This is a genomic window from Sphingomonas sp. (assembly GCF_041661825.1).
In the GTDB taxonomy this organism is placed as follows: Bacteria; Pseudomonadota; Alphaproteobacteria; order Sphingomonadales; family Sphingomonadaceae; genus Sphingomonas.
The window spans coordinates 54,088-75,261 of record NZ_JBAZTU010000004.1; the positions used below are offsets into that span (position 1 = coordinate 54,088).

The following is a 21,174-nucleotide window of genomic DNA, read 5'->3' on the forward strand; positions in this document are numbered from 1 at the left end:
TCCTCGCCGCACAGGGAAGGGTCAGCGCCGCCGCTCCAGGCTTACCGACACCGCCAAGATCGCCAGCCCGCCAAGCGCGAGCCCGCACCCGACCCAGCCGGTCGACGTCCACCCAAACCCTGCCGCGATCGCCAGCCCGCCAAGCCATGGCCCCAGCGCGTTGGCCACATTGAACGCCGAATGGTTCAGCGCCGCGGCCAGCGCCTGCGCGTCGCCCGATACGTCCATCAGTCGGGTTTGCAATACCGTCCCCAGCGCCCCGCCGACACCGATCGCGCAGACATCGACCAGCATCGTCCAGAAATTCAGCGCGGCGAGCGGATAGAGCGCCAGGGCCACGAAACTCCAGACCAGCAGCCCCGCGGCCGTCGGCATCAGCGCGCGGTCAGCGAAACGCGGGATCACGAGGTTCCCTGCCGTCATGCCCACGCCGAACACCGTCAGCGCGACCGGGACCATCAGCGGCGACACGCCGGTGACCTCTGTCAGGGTCGAGGCGAGATAGGTATAGACCGCGAACAACCCGCCAAACCCGATCGCACCGACGCCGAGGGTCAGCCACACCTGCCCGCGTTTCAGCGCATCGAGCTCGGCGAGCGGGCTGCGCGTCCTGTCCGGCAAGTCGCGCGGGGCGTAGATCGCGACAAGCGCCGCCGTCAGCAGCGCGAGCGCACCGACGATCGCGAAGCTCCAGCGCCAGCCGATCGTCTGGCCGAGGAAATTGGCCAGCGGCACCCCGGCGATCGTCGCTACCGTCAGCCCGAGCAGCACCCGCGCTACTGCCTGGGTGCGCTTGCCCGGCGGGACCAGCGAGGCCGCGACCAGAGTCGCGATGCCGAAATAGGCGCCGTGCGGCAGGCCGCTGAGGAAGCGCAGGCCCATCATCACGGCGTAACTGGGCGAGAAGGCGGTCAGGACGTTGGCGAGCGCATAGAAGCTCATCAACAGGATCAGCAGCGTGCGGCGCGACATGCGCGCAGCGAGCACGGCAATGGTCGGCGCCCCCACCACCACGCCCAATGCGTAGGCGCTGATGACATGGCCGGCAGTAGGCGCGTCGATATGAAGGTCACGCGCGAAATCCGGGACCAGGCTCATCGTCGCGAATTCGGTCGTGCCGATCGCAAAGCCGCCGACCGCGAGCGCAAGATGCGTCAGGCCGACGCGGTGGGCCGGGGTGGCGGGTTCGGCGAGCAAAGCCGGCGCGGTCGGATCAAGCATCGGCCACAGGTGGCGATGCTGCAGTGCAGCGTCAATTGCAGAGTTGGGATGGAGGGATGCGTTTTATTCCGCCCGCGCGAAGCGGACAAGGAATCAGGAGCGGACCGTCAGCCATTCCCCCTCAGGTGCGCGCGCAGTCCGCAACCGGTTCGCCGGCTCGCTCTCATCCTCATAGCCGATCGACATGCCGCAAAAGAGCATCCGCTCCGGTGGCGTGCCGAGGAACCCGGTGATCGTCTCCGGATAGACCGCCCAGCATTCCTGCGCGCAGGTCGCCAGCCCTGCCTCGACCGCCAGCAGCATCACATTCTGCAGATACATGCCGAGATCGGCCCATTGCGGCGACCCCATCTGCCGGTCGACGGTACAGAACAACGCAGCCGGCGCGCCGAAGAACTGGAAGTTGCGTGCGAACCACAAGCGCCGTGCCGCCTTGTCCTCGCGCGGGATGCCGATCTCGGCATACATCGCCTCGCCTACCGCAAAGCGCCGGTCGCGATAGGGCGCAGTCAGGCTCGGCGGGTAGATCGCATAGGCATGCTCCTCGGTCTCGCCCGACAGCAGCTTGGCCATCATCATTGCCTTGAGCCTGGCCAGCGACTCGCCCGTCACCAGATCGATATGCCAGGGCTGGAGATTGCCCCCGGTCGCCGCCCGTGCCGCCTTGGTCACGATCCGTTTCAATACATCTGCCTCGACCGGCGTTTCCAGGAATCCGCGGACTGATCGCCGTGCCGCTACGGCATCCGTCACATTCATCCTGCATCTCCATATTTCGACGATCGGGTACGCCCGGCCACCCTTGCCGACCCGCCGGGATTGGGCAAGAGTGGGTTGCAAATACGAACCTGATGGAGAGCGGAGCATGGCCGAGGCCTATATCGTAGAGGCGGTACGCACCGCTGGCGGCAAGCGCGGCGGCAGGCTCGCGGGGTGGCATCCGGCCGATATGGGCGGCGCAGTACTCGACGCGATCGTCGACCGGTCCGGTATCGACCCCGCCGCGATCGAGGACGTCATCATGGGCTGCGTGAGCCAGGGCGGCGAGCAGGGGTTCCAGATCGGGCGCGGCGCGGTGCTGGCATCGAAGCTGCCCGAAAGCGTGCCCGCCGTCTCGATCGACCGGCAATGCGGCAGCTCCCAACAGGCGATCCAGTTCGCGGCGCAGGCAGTGCTTTCCGGGACGCAGGACGTGGTGATCGCGTCGGGCGTCGAGAGCATGACGCGCGTGCCAATGGGCTCGACCGGCATGTTGTTCGCGCAGGCGGGCCTCGGCAAATCCAAGTCACCGCGCCAGGAGGCGCGCTATCCCGGCGTCCAGTTCAGCCAGTTCCTCGGTGCACAGATGATCGCCGAGAAATACGGCTTCGATCGCGATGCGCTCGACCGTTACGCGCTGGAGAGCCATCGCCGCGCCGCCGCCGCGACCGAACGTGGCGATTTCAAGGACGAGATCGTCGGGCTCGAGATCGTCACGCCCGAGGGCGAGGCCTGCCACACCATCGATGAAGGCATCCGCTTCGACGCGACTTTCGAGGGCATCCACTCGGTCAAGCTGCTGCAGGAAGGCGGGGTGATCTCCGCCGCCAATGCCAGCCAGATCTGCGACGGCGCGAGCGCCGTGCTGGTGGTGAGCGAACGCGCACTCAAGGATCACGGCCTGACCCCGCTCGCGCGGATTCACAACCTGACCGTCACCGGCGGCGATCCGGTGATCATGCTCGAGGAGCCACTGTTCGCGACCGACAAGGCACTGAAGCGGGCGGGCATGAAGATCGAGGATATCGACCTGTACGAAGTCAACGAGGCGTTCGCGCCGGTGCCGCTCGCCTGGCTGAAGCATGTCGGCGGCGACCCGGCGCGGCTGAACGTCAATGGCGGCGCGATCGCGCTCGGCCATCCGCTCGGCGCGTCGGGCACCAAGCTGATGGCGACCCTGGTCCATGCGCTGCACACGCGCGGGCTTCGTTACGGATTGCAGACGATGTGTGAGGGCGGCGGCATCGCCAACGTCACCATCGTCGAGCGGGTTTGAGGAGAGACGCATGAAACTCGACACCAACATCGCCGCCGTCGTTACCGGCGGTTCCTCCGGCCTGGGTGAGGCGACCGCGCGGGCGCTTGCCGCCAGGGGCGTGAAGGTCGCGATCTTCGATCTCCAGGCGGAGAAGGGCGAGAAGGTCGCAGCCGAGATCGACGGCGTGTTCTGCGAAGTGAACGTGACCTCCGACGAAAGCGTCGATGCCGGCTTCGCCAGGGCGCGCGCGGCGAACGGGCAGGAGAGCGTCCTGGTCTGCTGCGCCGGCACCGGTAACGCCATGAAGACGGCCAGCCGGTCCAAGGAAGACGGCAGCATCAAGCATTTCTCGCTCGAAGCGTTCAACTGGCTCATTCAGATCAACCTGGTCGGCACCTTCCGCTGCGTGGCTAAATCGGCGGCGGGCATGCTGACCTTGGAGCCGGGCGAGGATGGCGAGCGCGGGGCGATCGTGATGACCGCCAGCGTCGCGGCCGAGGACGGCCAGATCGGCCAGGCGGCCTATTCCGCGTCGAAGGGGGGAGTCGTCGGCATGACGCTGCCGATCGCGCGCGACCTGATGGGCGAGGGCATCCGGGTCAACACGATCCTGCCGGGCATCTTCAATACCCCGCTGCTGCAGGGCGCGCCGCAACAGGTGAAGGACAATCTGGCGGCGTCGGTGCCTTTCCCGAAGCGCCTCGGCAACGCGCCCGAATATGCGCAGCTTGCGCTGGCGATGATCGAGAACAGTTATTTCAACGGCGAGGATGTGCGCCTCGACGGCGCCATCCGCATGGCGCCGCGGTGATTTTTCTCCTCCCCGATCTATCTCCCCTCCCGCTTGCGGGAGGGGTCGGGGGAGGGCCTGTCATCGCACGCGACCTCCCTTTTGCTGACATGCCCTCCCCTAGCCCCTCCCGCGAGCGGGAAGGGAATTAAGCATGGCCCGTCCCGATCCATCCCGGCTGAACCCATCCGCCTATCCGCACAGCGAGACGATCCAGACGCGATTCCAGGATCTGGACGTGCTCGGCCATATCAACAATGTCGCGATGGCCGCCCTGTTCGAGAGCGGGCGGGTGCGCTTCAACCAGGCGATGGGGCTGTCCGGCTGGAAAGGGCATCGCTGGCTCGTCGCGCGGATCGAGATCAATTATCTCGCCGAGGGCAATTTCCCCGCCGATGTCGAGATCGCGACCGGCATCGGCGAGATCGGCACCCGCAGCTGGCAGATCCTGTCGACTGCGTTCCAGCAGGGTTTCGCCATCGCCACGTGCGATGCCGCGATCGTGATGAGCGCAGCATCGGGCGCGACCCGCTTGCCGGACGAGTTTCGCGCGGGGCTGGAAAAATACCGGATCCAAAGCACCGCGCCGCTGCCCAATCTTTGAAGCGCCCTGATCTTTGAAACCCCCTAGTCTTTGAACCTGGGCGGGCGCTTTTCCATATTGGCCATCACTGCCTCGACCTGATTGGGCTGGCGGATCACGCGCAACTGCTCGACCGTCTCGGCGTCGAGGATCGCCTTGGGATCGGCATCGGCGGCAAGGTTGAACAGCCGCTTGCTCCCACGCACCGCATGCGGGCTGCGCCCGGCGATCTCGTGCGCCAACGCCATCGCCGCCTCATGCGGGTCGTCGGCCAGGCGCGTGACGAAGCCATAGCCCAGCGCTTCCTCGGCCGTGAATTCGCGCGCGGTATAGGTCAGCTCGCGCAGCACATCGTCGCGCGCAAGCGTCCGCCACAGGGCAATGCCAGCCATGTCGGGCACGAGACCCCAATGCCCCTCGCGGATCGACAGGCGCGTGCCCGGCGCGGCGATGCGGATATCGGCACCCGACATGATCTGGAACCCACCGCCCAGCGCCACGCCGTGCACCGCCGCGATCACCGGCATCGGCAGCATGCGCCAGCCCCAGGACACCTGCTGCACGAGATTGGCGCCATCCGGCCGCCGGCTGCCGAGATCGATCCCCGATCCGCCGCCCGCCATGCTCTGCATGTCGAGCCCGGCGCAGAAGGCGCGGCCTTCGCCCGACAGCACGACCGCGCGGACGCTGGCCATGCCGTTCAACTGGTCGATCGCCGCGGCGATGCCCTTGAACATCGCCGGATCGATCGCATTCATCTTGTCGGCGCGGGTCAGGCGGACATCGGCGACATGATCGGCGACGGTGATCGAGACACGGTCGTTCATCGGTTCTTCCTCAGCTTTCCAAAATTAGACAATCCGGCCTCCGCCGACGCCCCAATAGCGATCGCGCAGCAGGCGCTTGTACAATTTACCCGTCGCATGGCGCGGCAATTGCTGGGTGAAATCGATCTGACGCGGCGTCTTCACGCCCGACAGCTCGGCGCGGCACCAGGCGGTCAGTTCCTCCGCCAGGTCGGGCCCGGCCTCCGCCATGTCGACCGGCTGCACCACTGCGACCACGCGCTCGCCCATCTCCGGGCACGGCCCGCCGATCACCGCGACATCCGCCACCCGGGGATGCGTGATCAGTCGGTTCTCGATCTCCTGCGGATAGATGTTCACCCCGCCCGAGATGATCATGAAGCTCTTGCGGTCGGTGAGGTAGAGATAGCCCTCGGCATCGATCCGGCCGATATCGCCCAGCGTGGTCCAGCCCTGCGCATTGCGTGCTTCGGCGGTCTTGCCGGGATCATTGTGATATTCGAACTGGCCGCCGCCCTCGAAATAGACCAGCCCCTCCTCGTCCGGCCCAAGCTCCTCGCCCGCTTCGTTGCAAATGTGCAGCACGCCATAAGCCGCCTTGCCGACCGACCCCTTGTGCGCGAGCCATTGCTCCGAATTGATCGTGGTCAGGCCATTGCCTTCGGACCCGGCATAATATTCGTACAGCACCGGCCCCCACCAGGCGATCATCGCTTCCTTGACCGGGATCGGGCAGGGCGCTGCGGCGTGGATCGCGACCCTGAGCGTCGACAGGTCGAAGCGGCTGCGATCCTCCTCGCTCAGCTTCAGCATGCGCACGAAATGCGTCGGCACCCATTGGCTCGCCGTCGCGCCGTACGTCTCGATCGCAGCGAGCGCGGTCAGCGGCGAGAAATGCTGCATCACCACCACGGTGCCGCCGAGCCGCAGCACCGTCATCGACCAACGCAGGGGGGCCGCATGATAGAGCGGCGCCGGGCTGAGATAGATCGTGTCAGGCCCCAGGCCATAGAGCCCGCGTGCGAGCATCGTCAGCACGTTCGGCGCGGCGATGGCCGAATCCTCCGGCAGCGCGACGCGCACGCCCTTGGGCCGACCGGTCGTGCCGGAAGAATAGAGCATGTCGATCCCGGCGCGTTCATCGGCGATCGGGGTGTCAGGCATCGCTGCGGCCGCTTGCTCCCAGCTCGACCAACCCGCCACTGCCCCGCCGATCGTGTAGAGCGCGATGCCGGCCAGCGCCGCAGCGAGCGGTTCCACGACCTCCAGGCCGGCCGAGGCAACGACCAGCTTCGCCCCGCTGTCGCGGACGATATAATCGACCTCGGGCGTGGTCAGCTTGGTCGAGATGCAGACGTAGAAGAGGCCGCTACGCTGCGCGCCCCAGGCGACATCGTAGAATTCGGGCACATTCTCCAGGAACAGCGCGATCGTGTCGCCGACCGCAAGGCCGGCCGAGCGAAACAGGTGCGCCGCACGGTTCGATCGGCGGTCGAGCTCGGCATAGCTCACCGTCTCGCCCGTCTCCGCCACGATCAGCGCAGGCTTGTCCGGCGTCTCGGCGCCATGGACGCTGGGATGCACCCGCCTCTCCTATTGGTTGTTCTTTGCAACCGAAGCTAGACGGCCTCGCCCAGCCGGGCAATCATCCAATATGCATCATTGGACGGCTTTGCGGATTACGCTGCACTGCGGTAGGGAATGGTGAATGACGACGAACGACGCCTTTCGTTTTGACCCCGAACGCTTCCTGCGCAACGGCGCGGGCGGCCATGGCAGGCTGCTCGGCCTCGACTATCATGCGCACGGTGCCGAGTGGGTCGAGCTCCAGCTTCCCTACAGCATCGACCAGATCGGCGAATCCGAAACCGGCGTGATCGCGTCCGGCCCGATCCTGTCGATGATGGACATGGCGACGAGCATGGCGGTGTGGCTGAAGCTCAACGCGTTCCGCCCGCACGCGACGCTCGATCTGCGCGTCGATTATCTGCGGCCGGCGACACCGGGCAAGACGGTGATCGGGCGCGGCGAATGCTATCGCATCTCGCGCTCGATCGCGTTCGTGCGCGGCCAGGCGCATGACGGCGACCCCGACGATCCGCTCGCGCATGTCGCCGGCACGTTCATGGCACCGGGGGGCTATCTGTGACGCTGCCGCCCTATGCTGATCTGCTCGGACTGACCGTCGATCCCGATGACGAGGGCGTTCTGATCATGCCGTTCGCGGACGGGGTGCTGGGGCGGCCAGGCTTCCTGCATGGCGGCGCGATCAGCGGGCTGATGGAAATGGCGGCGATCGTCGCGGTGCGTCAGGCGCTCGCAGAGGAAGGCGGCGGCCGGATCAAGCCGATCAACGTCACCGTCGATTTCATGCGTGGTGGGCGCGACAAGCCGACCCGGGCACAGGGCGTGGTGACCCGGCTCGGCACGCGCGTCGCCAATGTCGAGGCGACGGCCTGGCAGGACGATCGCACCAAGCCGATCGCCGCGGCACGGCTCAACTATCTGATCGCGCGGCCGTGAGCGACACGCGGGCACAGGCAGCGACCTATGCCCGCGAGGCGCAACGCCTGCGTGACGCCGGCGATCATTATGAAGCATTGAGCCGCCAGCGCCGCGCGGTTTCGCTGCTGCGCGACGTCGGCGACACGGCCGCGCTCGCCCATGCCATTCGCCACGTCGCCGACATCCTGGTCGAGGCAGACCGGCCCGACGAAGCGGGTGCCGCGATCACGGAGATGCTCGCACTCTACCGCGCCGCGCCCGATGCGCCGCCGCTCGACGTGGCCAACGCGCTACGCAGCGCCGCGCTCCAGGCTGAAGCGATCCAGGACAGCGACACCGCCTGGATCTTCTGGATCCAGGCGCGGGCGCGGTACGAGGAACTCGACGCGCTGTTCGAGGAGATGACCGGCTTACCCGGCAATCCAGGCATTGCCGAGGCGGATGCGCATCTGAAGAGGCTGCGCGGCTGACTCTCAGCGCGGCGTCAGCCGCATCAGATGTCCCGCATTGCCGCGGCCGTCCTGCAGCAGCCAGATCGCACCGTCGGGCGCCTGGGCCACATCGCGGATACGCATGCCCATGTTCCATTGATCGGCCTTGGCCGCATTGTCGCCATTGAGGGAAATGCGGATCAGCGCCTGTCCCGACAGCGCCGCGATGAAGGCCGAACCCTGCCAGGCCGGGAACATCGCGCCCGAATAGATCATCAAGCCGCCCGGCGAGATCGACGGATTCCACCACACCTTGGGCGGCTCGAAACCGTCGCCCGGCGCATGATCGGGGATCGGCGTGTCGTCATAATTGCTGCCGTTCGACGCCTTGGGCCAGCCGTAATTCTTGCCGGGCTGGATCAGATTGACCTCGTCGCCACCCTTCGGCCCCATCTCGATTTCCCAGAGTCGGCCGTCCTTGTCGAACGACAGGCCATAAGGATTGCGATGGCCGATCGACCAGGTTTCCGCGCGCGCACCGCCGGCCGCATAGCTCGGGTTGCCCGGGGCCGGCTTGCCGTCGAGCGTCAGGCGCAGAATCTTGCCGATCGCCTGATCGGGGTCCTGCGACGGGGTGAAGCGCTGGCGCTCGCCGGTCGAGAGATACAGCAGCTTGTGGTCGGGCGAGAAGGCGATGTTGCCGCCGAACTGCTCGCCCGTGCCGTCGGAGCCCGCACGGAAGATCACCGTCAGCCCCTGGAGGCTCGGCGCGGCACCGTCCTTCAGGGTCGCGCGGGCGAGCGCGAGGCTCCGGCCGTTCGGGCGCGGCTCCGAATAGGACAGATAGATGGTGTGGCTCCTGGCAAAATCGGGCGCGAGCGCGACGTCGAGCATGCCGCCCTGCCCGCCCGGCGCCACGGTCGGCACGCCCGCCACCTCCTTCACACTGCCATCGGTTGCCCGCAGCTTCAGCTTGCCGGGCTTCTCGGTGACGAGGATGCGGCCATCGGGCAGGAAGGCGAGCGCGAAGGGCGTGTCGAACTGGCCCTGATCGCTCACCGCGAAGGGCAGACCATCGGGCACCTTGAACGCGGTAGGGGCATCCTGCGCGACGCTCGCGGAGGTGGCGCAGGCCAGGGCGAGAAGAGGCAAGGCGTACAGGGAGAATCGGGTCATGCCGGGCGGACTTTCATGGGGAGGTGTCGGCGCAACGATCCGGCGACCGGATCGCTGCACTCAGTAGGTTATAGTGTCAGGCCTTGGCCGGGGTAAGCTTGATCAGCCGTCCAGCTGCGCCGCGCGTGCCGTCCTCGATCAGCCAGATCGCGCCGTCGGGCCCCTGCTCCGCTTCGCGGATGCGGTTGCCCATCGGCCATTGATCGCCCTTCTTCGCGTTGGTGCCGTCCAGGTCGATGCGCAGCAAAGACTGGCTTGAAAGGCCGCCGATGAACGCGTCGCCCTTCCAGGCAGGGAACATGTTTCCCGAATAGATCATCATCCCGCCCGGCGAGATCGATGGATTCCACCACACCTTTGGTGCTTCGAAGCCGTCGCCGGGTGCGTGGTCGGGGATGTCCCGGTCGTCATAATGGCTGCCGTTCGAGGCCTTGGGGTAGCCGTAATTCTTGCCCGGCTGGATCAAATTGACCTCGTCACCCCCCTTCGGCCCCATTTCCTGCTCCCACAGATTCCCCTGCGCATCGAACGCGATGCCGAGCAGGTTGCGGTGGCCATAGGACCAGATCTCCGGCCGCGTGCCCGCCTGTCCGGCAAAGGGATTGCCCGGTGCCGGCTTGCCGTCCGGCGTGAGGCGCAGCACCTTGCCCAAGGTCATGGTCAGGTCCTGGGCGGGATCGAACTTCTGGCGCTCGCCATTGGTGAAAAACAGATATTGGCCGTCGGGCGAAAAGGCGATGCGGCCCGAATAATGGCCGTTGCCCTCGACCGCATGGCTGGCGCGGAAGATCACCGCAACGTCGGCCAGCGCCGGCGCCGCGCCCTTCTCGTCGAGCCGGCCGCGCGCGAGCGCAACCGCCTTGCCGCCATCGCGCGCCTCCGAATAGCTGAAATAGACCAGCCGATCCTTCGCAAAGCCAGGGGAGAGGATCACGTCCATCAAGCCGCCCTGGCCCGCGCTGTCGACGCCGGGGATCGTCGCGAGCGTCGCGACCCGCTTCGCATCCGCGGAGACGATCAGCAGCTTGCCGGCCTTCTCGGTCACCAGCAGCCGGCCGTCGGGCAGGAAGGTCATTGCCCAGGGCGATTCGAAGTCCGCCATCACGGTTTCGGTGAAGGGCTTGGCAGCGGTGGTTGCCGCATCCTGCGCCGGCGCGGTCGAAGCCGAGCAGGCAGTGGCGATGACCGCACACAGCGCCAGGGTTGCGTAGGAGGAAAATCGGGTCATGCCGGGCAGCCTCTCGTTTCTTGAGTCATCGCCCGGCGAGTCGCGCACGTCCGCAGGCGGCGAGTTGGGGCATAGCCTATAGGATCGGATCGAAGGATCAAGGCAGGGCGCCTGCCACTTTCCGCCTCGTGGAAAGGGGGCCTTGCCGCGGGGGCCAACCCGCCGTATATCGCGCTCTCAATTCTCTACATCGTTATAGGTGAAGAGGTCGGGGCCACACGGTCCCGGCGGCGAGAAGGCATGTTTCGAACCTGATGACGGACACCGCGAAGCTGGCACAACTGATCGAGCCCGAGGCGAACGCCTTGGGATTCGATCTCGTGCGTGTGAAGATGTTCGGCAATCGCGACGACCTGACCCTGCAGGTGATGGCCGAGCGGCCCGACACTCGCCAGCTGACGATCGACGATTGCGCCGCATTGTCGCGCCGCATCTCCGACCTGTTCGACGAGAAGGATCCGATCGCGGAGGCCTATCGCCTCGAGGTCAGCTCGCCGGGGATCGACCGACCGCTCACCCGGCTCGCCGATTTCCAGGATTGGGCGGGGCATGAGGCGCGCATCCATCTGACGGCACCGGTCGATGGCCGCAAACAGCTCACCGGCTTCTTGAAGGGCGTCGAGGACGGGCGCATCACCATCGACGTGAACAAGCATGAGCCGATGACGATCGGCTTCGATCAGGTCGCGAACGCCAAGCTGCTGCTGACCGACGCGCTGATCGCCTCCACCCGCCCGCTGTCGCTGGACGGTGTCGAGGAAGAAGAATTCGAAGAAGAGGGGCCGCCAGAAACTGACGGCCTCGCCGAGAGCAACCCGGATGATATCATGAACGAAGGGCAAGACTGATGGCCACCGCCGTTTCCGCCAACAAGGCCGAGCTGATCGCGATCGCGAATGCCGTCGCCGCCGAGAAGATGATCGACAAGGGCATCGTGATCGAGGCGATGGAGGACGCGATCCAGCGTGCCGCCCGTGCCCGCTACGGCGCCGAGAACGACATCCGTGCGAAGCTCGATCCGACCTCGGGCGATCTGCGCCTGTGGCGCGTCGTCGAAGTGGTCGAGGCCGTCGATGACTATTTCAAGCAGGTGAACCTGAAGGAAGCGCAGAAGCTTCAGCCGGGCGCGGTCGTCGGCGATTACATCGTCGATCCGCTGCCCCCGATCGAATTCGGCCGCATCGCGGCGCAGGCTGCCAAGCAGGTGATCTTCCAGAAGGTGCGCGATGCCGAGCGCGAGCGCCAGTATGAAGAATTCAAGGACCGCATGGGCGAGATCATCACTGGCGTGGTGAAGCGCGTCGAGTTCGGTCACGTCGTGGTCGACCTGGGCCGCGCCGAAGGTGTCATCCGCCGCGACGCGCAGATCCCGCGCGAGATCGTGCGCGTCAACGATCGCATCCGCGCGCTGATCCTGAACGTGCGCCGCGAGAACCGCGGCCCGCAGATCTTCCTCAGCCGCGCGCATCCCGACTTCATGAAGAAGCTGTTCGCGCAGGAAGTGCCCGAGATTTATGACGGCATCATCGAGATCAAGGCCGCCGCCCGCGACCCGGGCAGCCGCGCCAAGATCGGCGTCATCAGCCACGACAGCTCGATCGATCCGGTCGGCGCTTGCGTCGGCATGAAGGGCAGCCGCGTCCAGGCCGTCGTGCAGGAAATGCAGGGCGAGAAGATCGACATCATTCCCTGGTCGCCCGACACCGCGACCTTCGTCGTCAACGCGCTGCAGCCGGCCTCGGTCAGCCGCGTCGTTATCGACGAGGAAGAGGACCGCATCGAGGTGGTCGTTCCCGACGATCAGCTGTCGCTCGCCATCGGCCGCCGCGGCCAGAATGTCCGCCTCGCCAGCCAGCTGACCGGCAAGGCGATCGACATCCTGACTGAGGCCGACGCGTCCGAGAAGCGCCAGAAGGAATTCCTCGAGCGCACCGAGATGTTCCAGACCGAGCTCGACGTCGACGAGACGCTGGCCCAGCTGCTCGTCGCCGAAGGCTTCGGCGCGCTGGAAGAAGTCGCCTATGTCGAGGCCGACGAAATCGCCTCGATCGAAGGCTTCGACGAGGATCTCGCCGCCGAACTGCAGAGCCGCGCGACCGAGGCGCTCGAGCGCCGCGAGGAAGCCAATCGCACGCTCCGCCGTGATCTGGGCGTGTCCGACGATCTCGCCGCAATGCCGTACATCACCGAAGCGATGCTGGTCACGCTCGGCAAGGCGGGCATCAAGACGCTCGACGATCTGGCCGATCTCGCGACGGACGAGCTGGTGCAGAAGAAGCGCCAGGAACCGCGCCGCCGCAACGAGGACGCCCCCAAGCGCCCCGAGGACAAGGGTGGCGTGCTCGGCGAATATGGCCTGAGCGAAGAGCAGGGCAACGAGATCATCATGGCCGCCCGCGCGCACTGGTTCGAGGACGAGGAAGCACCTGCCGCCGAAGCCGCGACCACGGACGAGGAAGCGTAAGCGCAGATGCCGTTCGTTAGCATCCGGATCGCGGGCACCGCGACGCACGACCAGAAAGCGGGGATCGTCGCTGACGTGACGCGCTCGCTGGTCACGCGTCTCGGCAAGCCCGCGGGCGCGGTGCAGATCGTGATCGAGGAAATCTCCACGGAGAATTACGGCGCTGGCGGGCTGCTTCTGGCAGACCGCGATGCGCCGAAGAGGGAGGACGCGCATGCGGTTCCCTCACAATGACGCGCTAGGGCTTCAGACAGGTACCGGGCTCTTCTCTCTCCCCTCCCTTGCAAGGAGGGGCTGCGATGAAGGCTGACCCGATCCGCCGCTGCATCCTGATCGGTGACCGCGCCCCGCGCGCCGCCTTGGTGCGGCTCGCGCTGTCGCCCGACGGCCATGTCCTGCCCGATGTCCGCGCCAAGGCCCCCGGCCGCGGCGCCTGGATCGGCGTGACCAAGGCCGAGCTCGAAACCGCGATGGCCAAGGGCAAGCTCAAAGGCGCGCTCGCTCGCGCGTTCAAGACCGGCCCGGTGCTCATTCCCGACGATCTGCCCGCCCTGATCGAGGCCGCGCTGGAACGCGCGGCGCTTGACCGGCTGGGCCTCGAATCCCGCTCCGGCGGGCTGCTGATCGGCACCGAAAGGATCGAGACCGCCGCCCGTTCCGGCAAGCTTCACCTGCTGCTCCACGCGTCCGATGCGGGCGAGGACGGCAACCGCAAGCTCGACCAGGCCTGGCGCGTCGGAAAGGACGAGGAAGGCAGCGGGCTCAGGGGGTTGGCGCTGCCGGTGTCACGCACCATATTGGCCGTGGCACTAGGACGGCAGAATGTGGTACATGTCGGCCTGACTGATCCCGATGCGGCGAAGCGGGTGGGCGAAGCGCTCCATCGCTGGCTGCATTTTATCGGCCCTGACCCGAGTACAGCGCCTTGCGAAACGGTCTCGCAGGGCGCAACGCCGTTTGAAACCGAGCCGACGGACAGTGGCGTGTCCGATACGGCCGAAGATTGATCTACGAGGAATTTGAGTGAGCGATACCGACAACGAAAAGCCGAAACTGGGCATGCGCGCGCCGCTGGGGCTGAAGCGCACGGTCGAGACGGGCAAGGTGAAGCAGAGCTTCAGCCATGGCCGCTCCAACACCGTGGTCGTGGAAGTGAAGAGCCGGCGTGTCCTGCGGCGCCCCGGCGAGCCGGAAGCGCCCGTGGTCGAGGAAGCGCCGGCACCCGCACCGGTCGCCGCCGCCCCGGTGCGCGCGCCCGAACCGCCGCGCCCGGCGCCCGTCTCGCCCGCCAATTCACTGCTGTCCCGCCAGGAACTGCAGACCAAGCTGCTGCGCGAGGCCGACGAGTCGCGGATGAACGCGCTCGAGGAAACGCGCCGCCGCGAAGAGCGTGATCGCCTCGAGGCCGTCGAGGAAGAGCGCCGCCGCGCCGAGGAAAATCGCCGTGCCGGCGATGCGCCCGATTCTCCGGCCGCCCCCGAGCAGCCTGCGCCCGCGCCGGCCCCCGTCGAGGCAGCCACGCCCGCAACGGCCGAGACACCTGTCGCAGCGGCTCCGGCCCCTGTGCCCGCCGCACCATTCGCGCCTGCTGCACCGCCGCAGCCGCTCACCGTATCGCTCGATCCGAGCATGCCCGCGCCGCGCCGCTTCACCCCGGTCGCGCGCCCCGAACGCCCGCGTCCGCCGCCCGCGCCCGTGGCTGCCGCCCCCGCTGCGACGACGGCAACGCCGGCTGCGTCGCCTGCAGGCGCGCCCAAGCGCCCCGGCCCCGCTGGTCCTGCGCCGAGCAATGACGGCCCTGGCCGCCCGCAGCAGCGTGACCGCAAGGGCGACGATCGCCGCACTGCCGGCAAGCTCACGGTCAACCGTGCGCTCGGCGATGGCGACGGTGCTCGCGCCCGCTCGCTCGCCGCGCTGAAGCGTGCCCGCGAGAAGGAACATCGCCGGATGGGCGGCCCGCGCGAAGCGCAGGCCAAGCAGATCCGCGACGTCGTCGTGCCGGAAGCGATCACCGTCCAGGAGCTCGCCAACCGCATGGCGGAAAAGGGCGCCGACCTGGTCAAGGCACTGTTCAAGATGGGCATGCCCGTCACGATCAACGCGACGATCGACCAGGACACCGCCGAGCTGCTGGTGACCGAATTCGGCCATAACATCACCCGCGTCAGCGATTCGGACATCGATCTCGCGAACGACACGCATGAGGAAGAGGACGGCGCCGCCGTGCCGCGTCCGCCGGTCGTGACGATCATGGGCCATGTCGATCACGGCAAGACCTCGCTGCTCGACGCGCTCCGCGGCACCGATGTGGTGAAGGGCGAAGCCGGCGGCATCACTCAGCATATCGGCGCCTATCAGGTCACCCTGAAGGACAAGTCGAAGATCACTTTCCTCGACACGCCGGGCCATGAGGCCTTCACCGAAATGCGTGCGCGGGGCGCCAACGTCACGGATATCGTGGTGCTGGTGGTGGCGGCCGATGACGGCCTGAAGCCCCAGACGATCGAAGCGATCAACCACACCAAGGCGGCCGGCGTGCCGATGATCGTGGCGATCAACAAGGTCGACAAGCCCGACGCAAATCCGCAGAAAGTCCGCGAGGCGCTGCTTCAGTATGAAGTCGTCGTCGAGGAGATGTCGGGCGACGTCCAGGATGTCGAAGTCTCGGCGCTCAAGAAGACCGGTCTCGACGAGCTGGTCGAGAAGATCCAGCTTCAGGCCGAACTGCTCGAGCTGAAGGCGAATCCGGACCGCGATGCCGAAGGCACCGTGATCGAGGCGAAGCTCGACAAGGGCCGCGGCCCCGTCGCGACGGTCCTCGTCAACCGTGGTACGCTCAAGGTCGGCGACGTGTTCGTCGTCGGCGCCGAGAGCGGCAAGGTCCGCGCGATGACCAACGACAAGGGCCAGCAAATCAAGGAAGCCGGTCCGTCCATGCCGGTCGAGGTGCTCGGCCTGTCCGGCGTACCGCGCGCGGGCGATCAGCTGACGGTCGTCGAGAACGAGGCGCGTGCCCGCGAAGTCGCTGAATATCGCCAGAGCGTCATCACCAGCAAGCGGACGACCTCTGCCCCGGCCAGCCTGGAGAGCATGTTCTCCGCGCTCAAGGACAAGCAGGCGATCGAATATCCGCTCGTCGTCAAGGCCGATACGCAAGGCTCGGTCGAAGCGATCGTCAGCTCGATCAACAAGATCTCGACCGACGACATCAAGGCCCGGGTGCTGCACTCGGGCGTCGGCGGCATCACCGAGAGCGACGTCACCCTGGCGGGCGCGTCGGGCGCGCCGATCATCGGCTTCAACGTCCGCGCCAATGCCAAGGCGCGCGAGATCGCCGAACGGCAGAAGGTCGCGCTCAAATATTATGACGTGATCTACGACCTGATCGACGACATCCGCGCCGGCATGGCGGGCGAGCTTGGTCCCGAGGCTTTCGAAACGGTCGTCGGCCGCGCCGAAATCCGCGAGGTCTTCTCGGCCGGCAAGCATGGCCGTGCCGCCGGTCTGCTGGTGGTCGAGGGCTATATCCGCAAGGCGCTCAAGGCCCGCATCACGCGCGACGACGTCATCATCTACAATGGTGAAATCGCGTCGCTGCGGCGCTTCAAGGACGACGTGGCCGAAGTTCGTGCGGGTCTGGAGTGCGGCGTGACCTTTGCCAGCCACACCGACATCAAGCCGGGCGACTTCCTCGAAACCTATGAAGTCGAGCTGCGCGAACGGACGCTGTAAGATGCGAATGGTGCGGACCGGCCCGGCGCTTGCCCTCGGGCTCGCGCTGGCCGGTTGCGGCCAGCCGACGATCGCATGGCAGCAGGCGGCATCGCCCGACCGCCGATATATCGCGACCGCCGAATATGATGCGCCGGTGCTCGACAGGAAGGACACCTATGTCTTCCTGCAATCGGGTCAGCCCTTCACGCGCGAGGCCGTGTACCAGAGCCATCAGCATGATTGCGTCGTGCTGCGCTGGACGGGGCCGCGCGCGTTGACGATCAGCCACCTGTCCGGCGTACCGATCAAGCGCGCGCCGGAATGGAAGCCGCGCTGGGGCGGCGACCCGGTCAAGATCAGCTACCGCGATTTCAGCCTGATCGGGCTGGCGCTGCCCCCCGAATGTATGGTGATGGAATGAAACCCGCCGAAACCCCCGAGACCCGCTCCGTCCGCCTGCTCCGCGTCGGCGAACAGGTGCGCCACACGCTGGCGGACATCCTCGCGCGCGGCGACGTGCATGACGAGGTGCTGGCGAAGCATGTCGTGACGGTCACCGAGGTGCGCATGTCGCCCGACCTGCGCCACGCCACGGTGTTCATCAAGCCGCTGCTCGGCAAGCAGGAGGAAGCGGTGCTGAAGGCGCTCCGCACCAACACCGCCTATCTCCAGCGCGAGGTCGCGGCGCGCGTGAACACGCGGTATGCGGCGAAGCTGAAGTTCATCGCCGACGAAAGCTTCGACGAGGGCAGCCATATCGACAAGCTGCTGCGCGACCCGCATGTGGCGCGTGACCTCGCTGAGCCTGACGGCGACGACGCTTGACGGCTAGCTGTTGATCACTTGCCGACAAGCTGATGCGCGCTATGCTCGATACCATGGCAACCTCCATCCACATGTCGACACGCGGCAGAATCACGATTCCCAAAGCTGTTCGGGAAAACCTCGGCTGGACTGCGGGCACAAAAGTCGAGTGGATCAAGCATCCGGACGGTCGCATTGAGGCAAAGCCTGCGCCGCCTTCGGAAACGGGCGCGTGACCGGTCGGTTTGACTGCCGGACCTGAACAATGGCCAAGCTCTATTTCTACTATGCCTCGATGAACGCCGGGAAATCGACCACTCTGCTCCAGGCCGATTTCAACTATCGCGAGCGCGGCATGCGGACCTTGCTGTTCACCGCGGCGATCGACGACCGGTTCGCGGCGGGCACCGTCACCTCGCGGATCGGGCTCGGCGCCGATGCGATCGCGTTCGAACGCGATACCGATCTCGCCGCGATCGTCGTGCGCGAGGGCGAGGAGCCGCCCGCTTGCGTGCTGGTCGACGAGGCGCAGTTCCTGACCGCGGCACAGGTCGATCAGCTTGCGACGGTCGCCGATTTCCACGGGGTGCCGGTGCTCGCTTACGGCCTGCGCACCGATTTCCAGGGGCAATTGTTCGAGGGATCGGCGCGACTACTGGCGATCGCGGATTCGCTCATCGAAATAAAGTCGGTCTGCGCATGCGGCCGCAAGGCGACGATGAACATGCGCGTCGATGCCGAGGGCAATCCCATCCGCGAGGGCGCCCAGACCGAGATCGGCGGCAACGACCGCTATGTTGCGATGTGCCGGCGGCACTTCATCGAGCGTACAGCCGGACTGGCGTAAATCTCAGCTACCCCGAGTCGAGGAAACGTCGCGATGCTCACCCGCACCCTGCTTGCCCTGCCCCTTGCAGCCCTGTGCGCTGCTGGCGCGCTTGCGCAAACCACGCCGCCCGAAACCGGCAAGCCGGCATCGATCCCCTTCGTTCAGTTCGACGGGATCCAGGACTTCCAGCCCGATGGCGACCGCGCGGTCTATCTTCAGGATCGCGGGCGCAAATGGTATCATGCGACGATCCTGGGGCCGTGCCTCGGCCTGTCCTTCGCAACGCGCATCGGTGTGAAGACCAGTGGATCGACATCGCTCGACCGCTACGGCTCGCTGCTGGTCGACGGCCAGGAATGCCGGATCGACCAGCTCGTGACGAGCGGTCCACCGCCGAAAAAGGCGAAGAAACCGAAGAAGGGCTGAGGACCGCTGGCGAATGGCCGGTCGCATCGCTAGATGCAGACGATGAACATCACCTCCATGATCTATTCCGCCGCGGTCTGGATCATTCCGCTGATCATCGCGATCGTGCTGCACGAGGTGTCGCATGGCTGGGTCGCCAACGCGCTGGGGGATCCGACCGCGAAGCGGCTCGGACGTCTGTCGGTCAACCCGGTCACCCATGTCGATCCGATCGGCACGATCCTGCTGCCCCTGTCGCTCGCCATCGCGCACCTGCCGGTATTCGGCTGGGCCAAGCCGGTGCCCGTCGTCGCCAGCCGGTTGCGCAACCCGCGCATCCACATGATGCTGGTTGCGCTGGCCGGCCCGGGGATGAACTTCCTGCTCGCCCTCATCGGCACGATCGCCATCGCGATCTTCGTCGCGTTGTGGCCGGGCGGCACGCCGACCGGCGCGAGCGCGTTCCTGTCCGACAATCTGATCAACTTCGTGATGATCAATGTCTTCCTGGCGATCTTCAACCTGCTGCCGATCCCCCCGTTCGACGGCGGCCATGTCGTTCAGGGCCTGCTGCCCCGACCGCTCGCCGCGCACTATGCGAAGATCGGCCGCTACGGTTTCCTGCTGCTGATCTTCCTGCTGGTGATCCTGCCGATGATCGCGCCGAACGCGAATGTGGTCGGGCGCCTGATCGGCCCGCCGGCCTGGGCGCTGATCCGCTTCCTGCTCGGGTCGGCCGGCCTCTCGGTCTGAGTTCGGTGCACGGCTGGATCATCCTCGACAAGCCGCTCGGGCTTGGCTCGACCCAGGGCGTGTCGGCGGTCAAGCGCGCGCTCCGCGCGGGCGGTTACGGCAAGCTGAAAGTGGGGCATGGCGGCACGCTCGATCCGCTCGCGACCGGCGTGCTGCCGATCGCGATCGGCGAGGCGACCAAGCTCGCCGGGCGGATGCTCGACAGCGACAAAGTCTATGACTTCACGATCCGCTTCGGGGTGCAGACGGATACGCTTGACCTTGAGGGCGCCGAGATCGCGCGATCGGATGTGCGGCCGACGCTGGCCGAGCTGGAGGCAGTGCTGCCCCATTTCACCGGCCCGATCGAGCAGGTACCGCCGGCCTATTCCGCGCTGAAGGTCGACGGCCAGCGCGCTTATGATCTGGCACGGGCCGGCGAAGAGGTGGTGCTGGCGAGTAGGGCGGTGACGATCCACGCCCTAAACTCCTCCCCGGCACGGGAAGGGGGACCATCCGAAGGATGGTGGAAGGGGGGCTCCGCAGACGGAACGCTTGGGGAAGCCCCCCTCCACCATTCGCCGGAAGAGGCGAATGGTCCCCCTCCCCGTGCCGGGGAGGAATTGGAAGAGGCTACGCTCACCGCCCATGTTTCGAAGGGCACCTATATCCGCAGCCTCGCGCGCGACATCGCGCTGGCCCTCGGAACGGTCGGCCACGTCACCATGCTCCGCCGCATCAAGGCCGGTCCGTTCACCCTGGCGGACTCGATATCGCTGGACAAACTGGACGAACTCGGTCATGGGCGCGCCCTTGAAGACAAACTCCTGCCATTGAGGGCGGGGCTGGACGACATCCCGGCTCTATCCCTCACCCCCGATCAGGCAGGGCTGCTCCGACAGGGGCGGGTGTTGATCGGGACCGCCGCAGACGATGGCCTCCACTTCGCGATATCGGACGATGTTCCGGTCGCTCTGGTGGAAGTTCTGGACCGCGAGGTCCGCGTCGTTCGCGGTTTCAACCTCTAAGCGAAAGGATCACGATGTCGATCACTCAGGAGCGCAAGGAAGCGCTCGTCAAGGACCATGCCCGCGCCGAAGGCGATACGGGTTCCCCCGAAGTTCAGGTCGCGATCCTCACGGAGCGCATCCGCAACCTGACCGAACACTTCAAGGACCACAAGAAGGACAATCATTCGCGCCGCGGGCTGCTGATGATGGTCAACAAGCGTCGGTCGCTGCTCGACTATCTCCGTCATAAGGACGGTGCGCGCTACACCGATCTCATCGCGAAGCTCGGTCTTCGCAAGTAAGAAACCGGCGCCCTCGGGCGCCGTTTTCATATCTCAAATAAACCCCGCCACGCGCGGGGCCGCCAGCTCATCAACGAGACTGGACCCCATCAAGGGGACAAAAAGGACAGGACGCAATTCGGCTGATTGTCCGGAGGCCGTGAAAGACCTCAAACCG

The 21,174-nt window shown here is 66.4% G+C and carries 25 protein-coding genes; 19 read left to right on the forward strand and 6 right to left on the reverse strand.

Annotated features, from left to right (window positions below):
• Positions 1 to 21 precede the first annotated feature (21 nt).
• Both WC729_RS18790 and WC729_RS18795 read right to left on the reverse strand, forming a co-directional pair.
• A complete protein-coding gene (locus tag WC729_RS18790; RefSeq protein WP_372855611.1) occupies positions 22 to 1,221 on the reverse strand; it encodes an MFS transporter in 1,200 nt (399 codons plus the stop codon).
• A gap of 93 nt (positions 1,222 to 1,314) precedes the next feature.
• Positions 1,315 to 1,980: a nitroreductase gene (locus WC729_RS18795; RefSeq protein ID WP_372855613.1), complete on the reverse strand. Its 666-nt coding sequence runs from the start codon at positions 1,978 to 1,980 to the stop codon at positions 1,315 to 1,317.
• Between the two features lie 106 nt (positions 1,981 to 2,086).
• On the opposite strand from WC729_RS18795, the gene WC729_RS18800 reads away from it, so the two are divergent.
• The 3 genes from WC729_RS18800 (at position 2,087) to WC729_RS18810 (ending at position 4,632) form a co-directional block, all read left to right on the forward strand.
• Positions 2,087 to 3,256: an acetyl-CoA C-acetyltransferase gene (locus WC729_RS18800; RefSeq protein WP_372855615.1), complete on the forward strand. Its 1,170-nt coding sequence runs from the start codon at positions 2,087 to 2,089 to the stop codon at positions 3,254 to 3,256.
• Positions 3,257 to 3,266: 10 nt separating this feature from the next.
• Complete coding sequence (locus WC729_RS18805) at positions 3,267 to 4,049, forward strand: SDR family NAD(P)-dependent oxidoreductase (RefSeq protein WP_372855617.1); 783 nt, start codon at positions 3,267 to 3,269, stop codon at positions 4,047 to 4,049.
• Positions 4,050 to 4,182: 133 nt separating this feature from the next.
• On the forward strand, positions 4,183 to 4,632 hold the full coding sequence (locus tag WC729_RS18810) for an acyl-CoA thioesterase (RefSeq protein ID WP_372855619.1): 450 nt from the start codon (positions 4,183 to 4,185) through the stop codon (positions 4,630 to 4,632).
• A 23-nt stretch (positions 4,633 to 4,655) separates the two neighbouring features.
• Here the strand turns inward: WC729_RS18810 and WC729_RS18815 are convergent, their stop codons facing one another.
• Together WC729_RS18815 and WC729_RS18820 are read right to left on the reverse strand one after the other, a co-directional pair.
• Positions 4,656 to 5,438 carry a crotonase/enoyl-CoA hydratase family protein gene (locus WC729_RS18815; RefSeq protein ID WP_372855621.1) on the reverse strand — a complete coding sequence of 261 codons (783 nt, stop codon included), beginning with the start codon at positions 5,436 to 5,438 and terminating at the stop codon, positions 4,656 to 4,658.
• Between the two features lie 24 nt (positions 5,439 to 5,462).
• A complete protein-coding gene (locus tag WC729_RS18820) occupies positions 5,463 to 7,001 on the reverse strand; it encodes an acyl-CoA synthetase (RefSeq protein ID WP_372855623.1) in 1,539 nt (512 codons plus the stop codon).
• A gap of 124 nt (positions 7,002 to 7,125) precedes the next feature.
• On the opposite strand from WC729_RS18820, the gene WC729_RS18825 reads away from it, so the two are divergent.
• The 3 genes from WC729_RS18825 to WC729_RS18835 are packed head-to-tail and all read left to right on the forward strand — an operon-like array spanning position 7,126 to position 8,392.
• Complete coding sequence (locus WC729_RS18825) at positions 7,126 to 7,566, forward strand: PaaI family thioesterase (protein WP_372855625.1); 441 nt, start codon at positions 7,126 to 7,128, stop codon at positions 7,564 to 7,566.
• Positions 7,563 to 7,940 carry a PaaI family thioesterase gene (locus WC729_RS18830; RefSeq protein ID WP_372855627.1) on the forward strand — a complete coding sequence of 126 codons (378 nt, stop codon included), beginning with the start codon at positions 7,563 to 7,565 and terminating at the stop codon, positions 7,938 to 7,940. The genes WC729_RS18825 and WC729_RS18830 overlap by 4 nt, the downstream gene beginning before the upstream one ends.
• Positions 7,937 to 8,392 carry a hypothetical protein gene (locus WC729_RS18835; RefSeq protein WP_372855629.1) on the forward strand — a complete coding sequence of 152 codons (456 nt, stop codon included), beginning with the start codon at positions 7,937 to 7,939 and terminating at the stop codon, positions 8,390 to 8,392. Before WC729_RS18830 ends, WC729_RS18835 begins: the two co-directional genes overlap by 4 nt.
• A gap of 3 nt (positions 8,393 to 8,395) precedes the next feature.
• Here the strand turns inward: WC729_RS18835 and WC729_RS18840 are convergent, their stop codons facing one another.
• Both WC729_RS18840 and WC729_RS18845 read right to left on the reverse strand, forming a co-directional pair.
• Entirely contained in the window at positions 8,396 to 9,529 is a 1,134-nt protein-coding gene (locus WC729_RS18840; RefSeq protein WP_372855631.1) for a PQQ-dependent sugar dehydrogenase, read from the reverse strand.
• 76 nt (positions 9,530 to 9,605) lie between these two features.
• The gene (locus WC729_RS18845; protein WP_372855633.1) at positions 9,606 to 10,757 is read right to left on the reverse strand and encodes a PQQ-dependent sugar dehydrogenase; all 1,152 of its coding nucleotides are present in this window, start codon (positions 10,755 to 10,757) and stop codon (positions 9,606 to 9,608) included.
• A 254-nt stretch (positions 10,758 to 11,011) separates the two neighbouring features.
• On the opposite strand from WC729_RS18845, the gene rimP reads away from it, so the two are divergent.
• The 13 genes from rimP to rpsO all read left to right on the forward strand — a co-directional run bounded on the left by rimP (position 11,012) and on the right by rpsO (position 21,017).
• The gene (rimP, locus tag WC729_RS18850; protein WP_372855635.1) at positions 11,012 to 11,605 is read left to right on the forward strand and encodes a ribosome maturation protein RimP; all 594 of its coding nucleotides are present in this window, start codon (positions 11,012 to 11,014) and stop codon (positions 11,603 to 11,605) included.
• The gene (gene nusA / locus WC729_RS18855; RefSeq protein ID WP_372855637.1) at positions 11,605 to 13,221 is read left to right on the forward strand and encodes a transcription termination factor NusA; all 1,617 of its coding nucleotides are present in this window, start codon (positions 11,605 to 11,607) and stop codon (positions 13,219 to 13,221) included. The genes rimP and nusA overlap by 1 nt, the downstream gene beginning before the upstream one ends.
• Positions 13,222 to 13,227: 6 nt before the next feature.
• A complete protein-coding gene (locus tag WC729_RS18860; RefSeq protein WP_372855639.1) occupies positions 13,228 to 13,455 on the forward strand; it encodes a 4-oxalocrotonate tautomerase family protein in 228 nt (75 codons plus the stop codon).
• A 65-nt stretch (positions 13,456 to 13,520) separates the two neighbouring features.
• Positions 13,521 to 14,228 (forward strand): DUF448 domain-containing protein, encoded by a 708-nt coding sequence (locus WC729_RS18865; RefSeq protein ID WP_372855641.1) that lies wholly within the window; start codon positions 13,521 to 13,523, stop codon positions 14,226 to 14,228.
• A gap of 16 nt (positions 14,229 to 14,244) precedes the next feature.
• Positions 14,245 to 16,953 carry a translation initiation factor IF-2 gene (infB, locus tag WC729_RS18870; protein WP_372855643.1) on the forward strand — a complete coding sequence of 903 codons (2,709 nt, stop codon included), beginning with the start codon at positions 14,245 to 14,247 and terminating at the stop codon, positions 16,951 to 16,953.
• A 1-nt stretch (position 16,954) separates the two neighbouring features.
• The gene (locus WC729_RS18875) at positions 16,955 to 17,356 is read left to right on the forward strand and encodes a hypothetical protein (protein ID WP_372855645.1); all 402 of its coding nucleotides are present in this window, start codon (positions 16,955 to 16,957) and stop codon (positions 17,354 to 17,356) included.
• Entirely contained in the window at positions 17,353 to 17,760 is a 408-nt protein-coding gene (gene rbfA, locus WC729_RS18880; protein WP_372855647.1) for a 30S ribosome-binding factor RbfA, read from the forward strand. Before WC729_RS18875 ends, rbfA begins: the two co-directional genes overlap by 4 nt.
• 53 nt (positions 17,761 to 17,813) lie before the next feature.
• A complete protein-coding gene (locus WC729_RS18885; RefSeq protein WP_372855649.1) occupies positions 17,814 to 17,975 on the forward strand; it encodes an AbrB/MazE/SpoVT family DNA-binding domain-containing protein in 162 nt (53 codons plus the stop codon).
• 29 nt (positions 17,976 to 18,004) lie between these two features.
• A complete protein-coding gene (locus tag WC729_RS18890; RefSeq protein WP_372855651.1) occupies positions 18,005 to 18,586 on the forward strand; it encodes a thymidine kinase in 582 nt (193 codons plus the stop codon).
• Positions 18,587 to 18,619: 33 nt separating this feature from the next.
• Positions 18,620 to 18,994 (forward strand): DUF6491 family protein, encoded by a 375-nt coding sequence (locus WC729_RS18895; RefSeq protein ID WP_372855653.1) that lies wholly within the window; start codon positions 18,620 to 18,622, stop codon positions 18,992 to 18,994.
• A 42-nt stretch (positions 18,995 to 19,036) separates the two neighbouring features.
• Positions 19,037 to 19,726 (forward strand): site-2 protease family protein, encoded by a 690-nt coding sequence (locus WC729_RS18900; protein ID WP_372855655.1) that lies wholly within the window; start codon positions 19,037 to 19,039, stop codon positions 19,724 to 19,726.
• Entirely contained in the window at positions 19,723 to 20,733 is a 1,011-nt protein-coding gene (gene truB / locus WC729_RS18905) for a tRNA pseudouridine(55) synthase TruB (RefSeq protein ID WP_372856627.1), read from the forward strand. The genes WC729_RS18900 and truB overlap by 4 nt, the downstream gene beginning before the upstream one ends.
• 14 nt (positions 20,734 to 20,747) lie before the next feature.
• Positions 20,748 to 21,017: a 30S ribosomal protein S15 gene (gene rpsO, locus WC729_RS18910; RefSeq protein ID WP_299913478.1), complete on the forward strand. Its 270-nt coding sequence runs from the start codon at positions 20,748 to 20,750 to the stop codon at positions 21,015 to 21,017.
• The last annotated feature ends 157 nt before the right edge of the window (positions 21,018 to 21,174 follow it).

What these genes read in the sequence shown, in the direction of transcription:
- WC729_RS18805 (WP_372855617.1), top strand. Translation starts at nt 3,267, where the DNA reads ATGAAACTCGACACCAACATCGCCGCCGTCGTTACCGGCGGTTCCTCC.
- WC729_RS18895 (WP_372855653.1), top strand. Translation starts at nt 18,620, where the DNA reads ATGCTCACCCGCACCCTGCTTGCCCTGCCCCTTGCAGCCCTGTGCGCT.
- WC729_RS18840 (WP_372855631.1), bottom strand. Translation starts at nt 9,529, where the DNA reads ATGACCCGATTCTCCCTGTACGCCTTGCCTCTTCTCGCCCTGGCCTGC.
- WC729_RS18885 (WP_372855649.1), top strand. Translation starts at nt 17,814, where the DNA reads ATGGCAACCTCCATCCACATGTCGACACGCGGCAGAATCACGATTCCC.
- nusA (WP_372855637.1), top strand. Translation starts at nt 11,605, where the DNA reads ATGGCCACCGCCGTTTCCGCCAACAAGGCCGAGCTGATCGCGATCGCG.
- WC729_RS18860 (WP_372855639.1), top strand. Translation starts at nt 13,228, where the DNA reads ATGCCGTTCGTTAGCATCCGGATCGCGGGCACCGCGACGCACGACCAG.
- WC729_RS18810 (WP_372855619.1), top strand. Translation starts at nt 4,183, where the DNA reads ATGGCCCGTCCCGATCCATCCCGGCTGAACCCATCCGCCTATCCGCAC.
- WC729_RS18825 (WP_372855625.1), top strand. Translation starts at nt 7,126, where the DNA reads ATGACGACGAACGACGCCTTTCGTTTTGACCCCGAACGCTTCCTGCGC.
- rimP (WP_372855635.1), top strand. Translation starts at nt 11,012, where the DNA reads ATGACGGACACCGCGAAGCTGGCACAACTGATCGAGCCCGAGGCGAAC.
- WC729_RS18790 (WP_372855611.1), bottom strand. Translation starts at nt 1,221, where the DNA reads ATGCTTGATCCGACCGCGCCGGCTTTGCTCGCCGAACCCGCCACCCCG.
- WC729_RS18815 (WP_372855621.1), bottom strand. Translation starts at nt 5,438, where the DNA reads ATGAACGACCGTGTCTCGATCACCGTCGCCGATCATGTCGCCGATGTC.
- rpsO (WP_299913478.1), top strand. Translation starts at nt 20,748, where the DNA reads ATGTCGATCACTCAGGAGCGCAAGGAAGCGCTCGTCAAGGACCATGCC.
- WC729_RS18800 (WP_372855615.1), top strand. Translation starts at nt 2,087, where the DNA reads ATGGCCGAGGCCTATATCGTAGAGGCGGTACGCACCGCTGGCGGCAAG.
- WC729_RS18890 (WP_372855651.1), top strand. Translation starts at nt 18,005, where the DNA reads ATGGCCAAGCTCTATTTCTACTATGCCTCGATGAACGCCGGGAAATCG.
- WC729_RS18900 (WP_372855655.1), top strand. Translation starts at nt 19,037, where the DNA reads ATGAACATCACCTCCATGATCTATTCCGCCGCGGTCTGGATCATTCCG.
- WC729_RS18875 (WP_372855645.1), top strand. Translation starts at nt 16,955, where the DNA reads ATGCGAATGGTGCGGACCGGCCCGGCGCTTGCCCTCGGGCTCGCGCTG.
- rbfA (WP_372855647.1), top strand. Translation starts at nt 17,353, where the DNA reads ATGAAACCCGCCGAAACCCCCGAGACCCGCTCCGTCCGCCTGCTCCGC.
- WC729_RS18845 (WP_372855633.1), bottom strand. Translation starts at nt 10,757, where the DNA reads ATGACCCGATTTTCCTCCTACGCAACCCTGGCGCTGTGTGCGGTCATC.
- WC729_RS18795 (WP_372855613.1), bottom strand. Translation starts at nt 1,980, where the DNA reads ATGAATGTGACGGATGCCGTAGCGGCACGGCGATCAGTCCGCGGATTC.
- WC729_RS18865 (WP_372855641.1), top strand. Translation starts at nt 13,521, where the DNA reads ATGAAGGCTGACCCGATCCGCCGCTGCATCCTGATCGGTGACCGCGCC.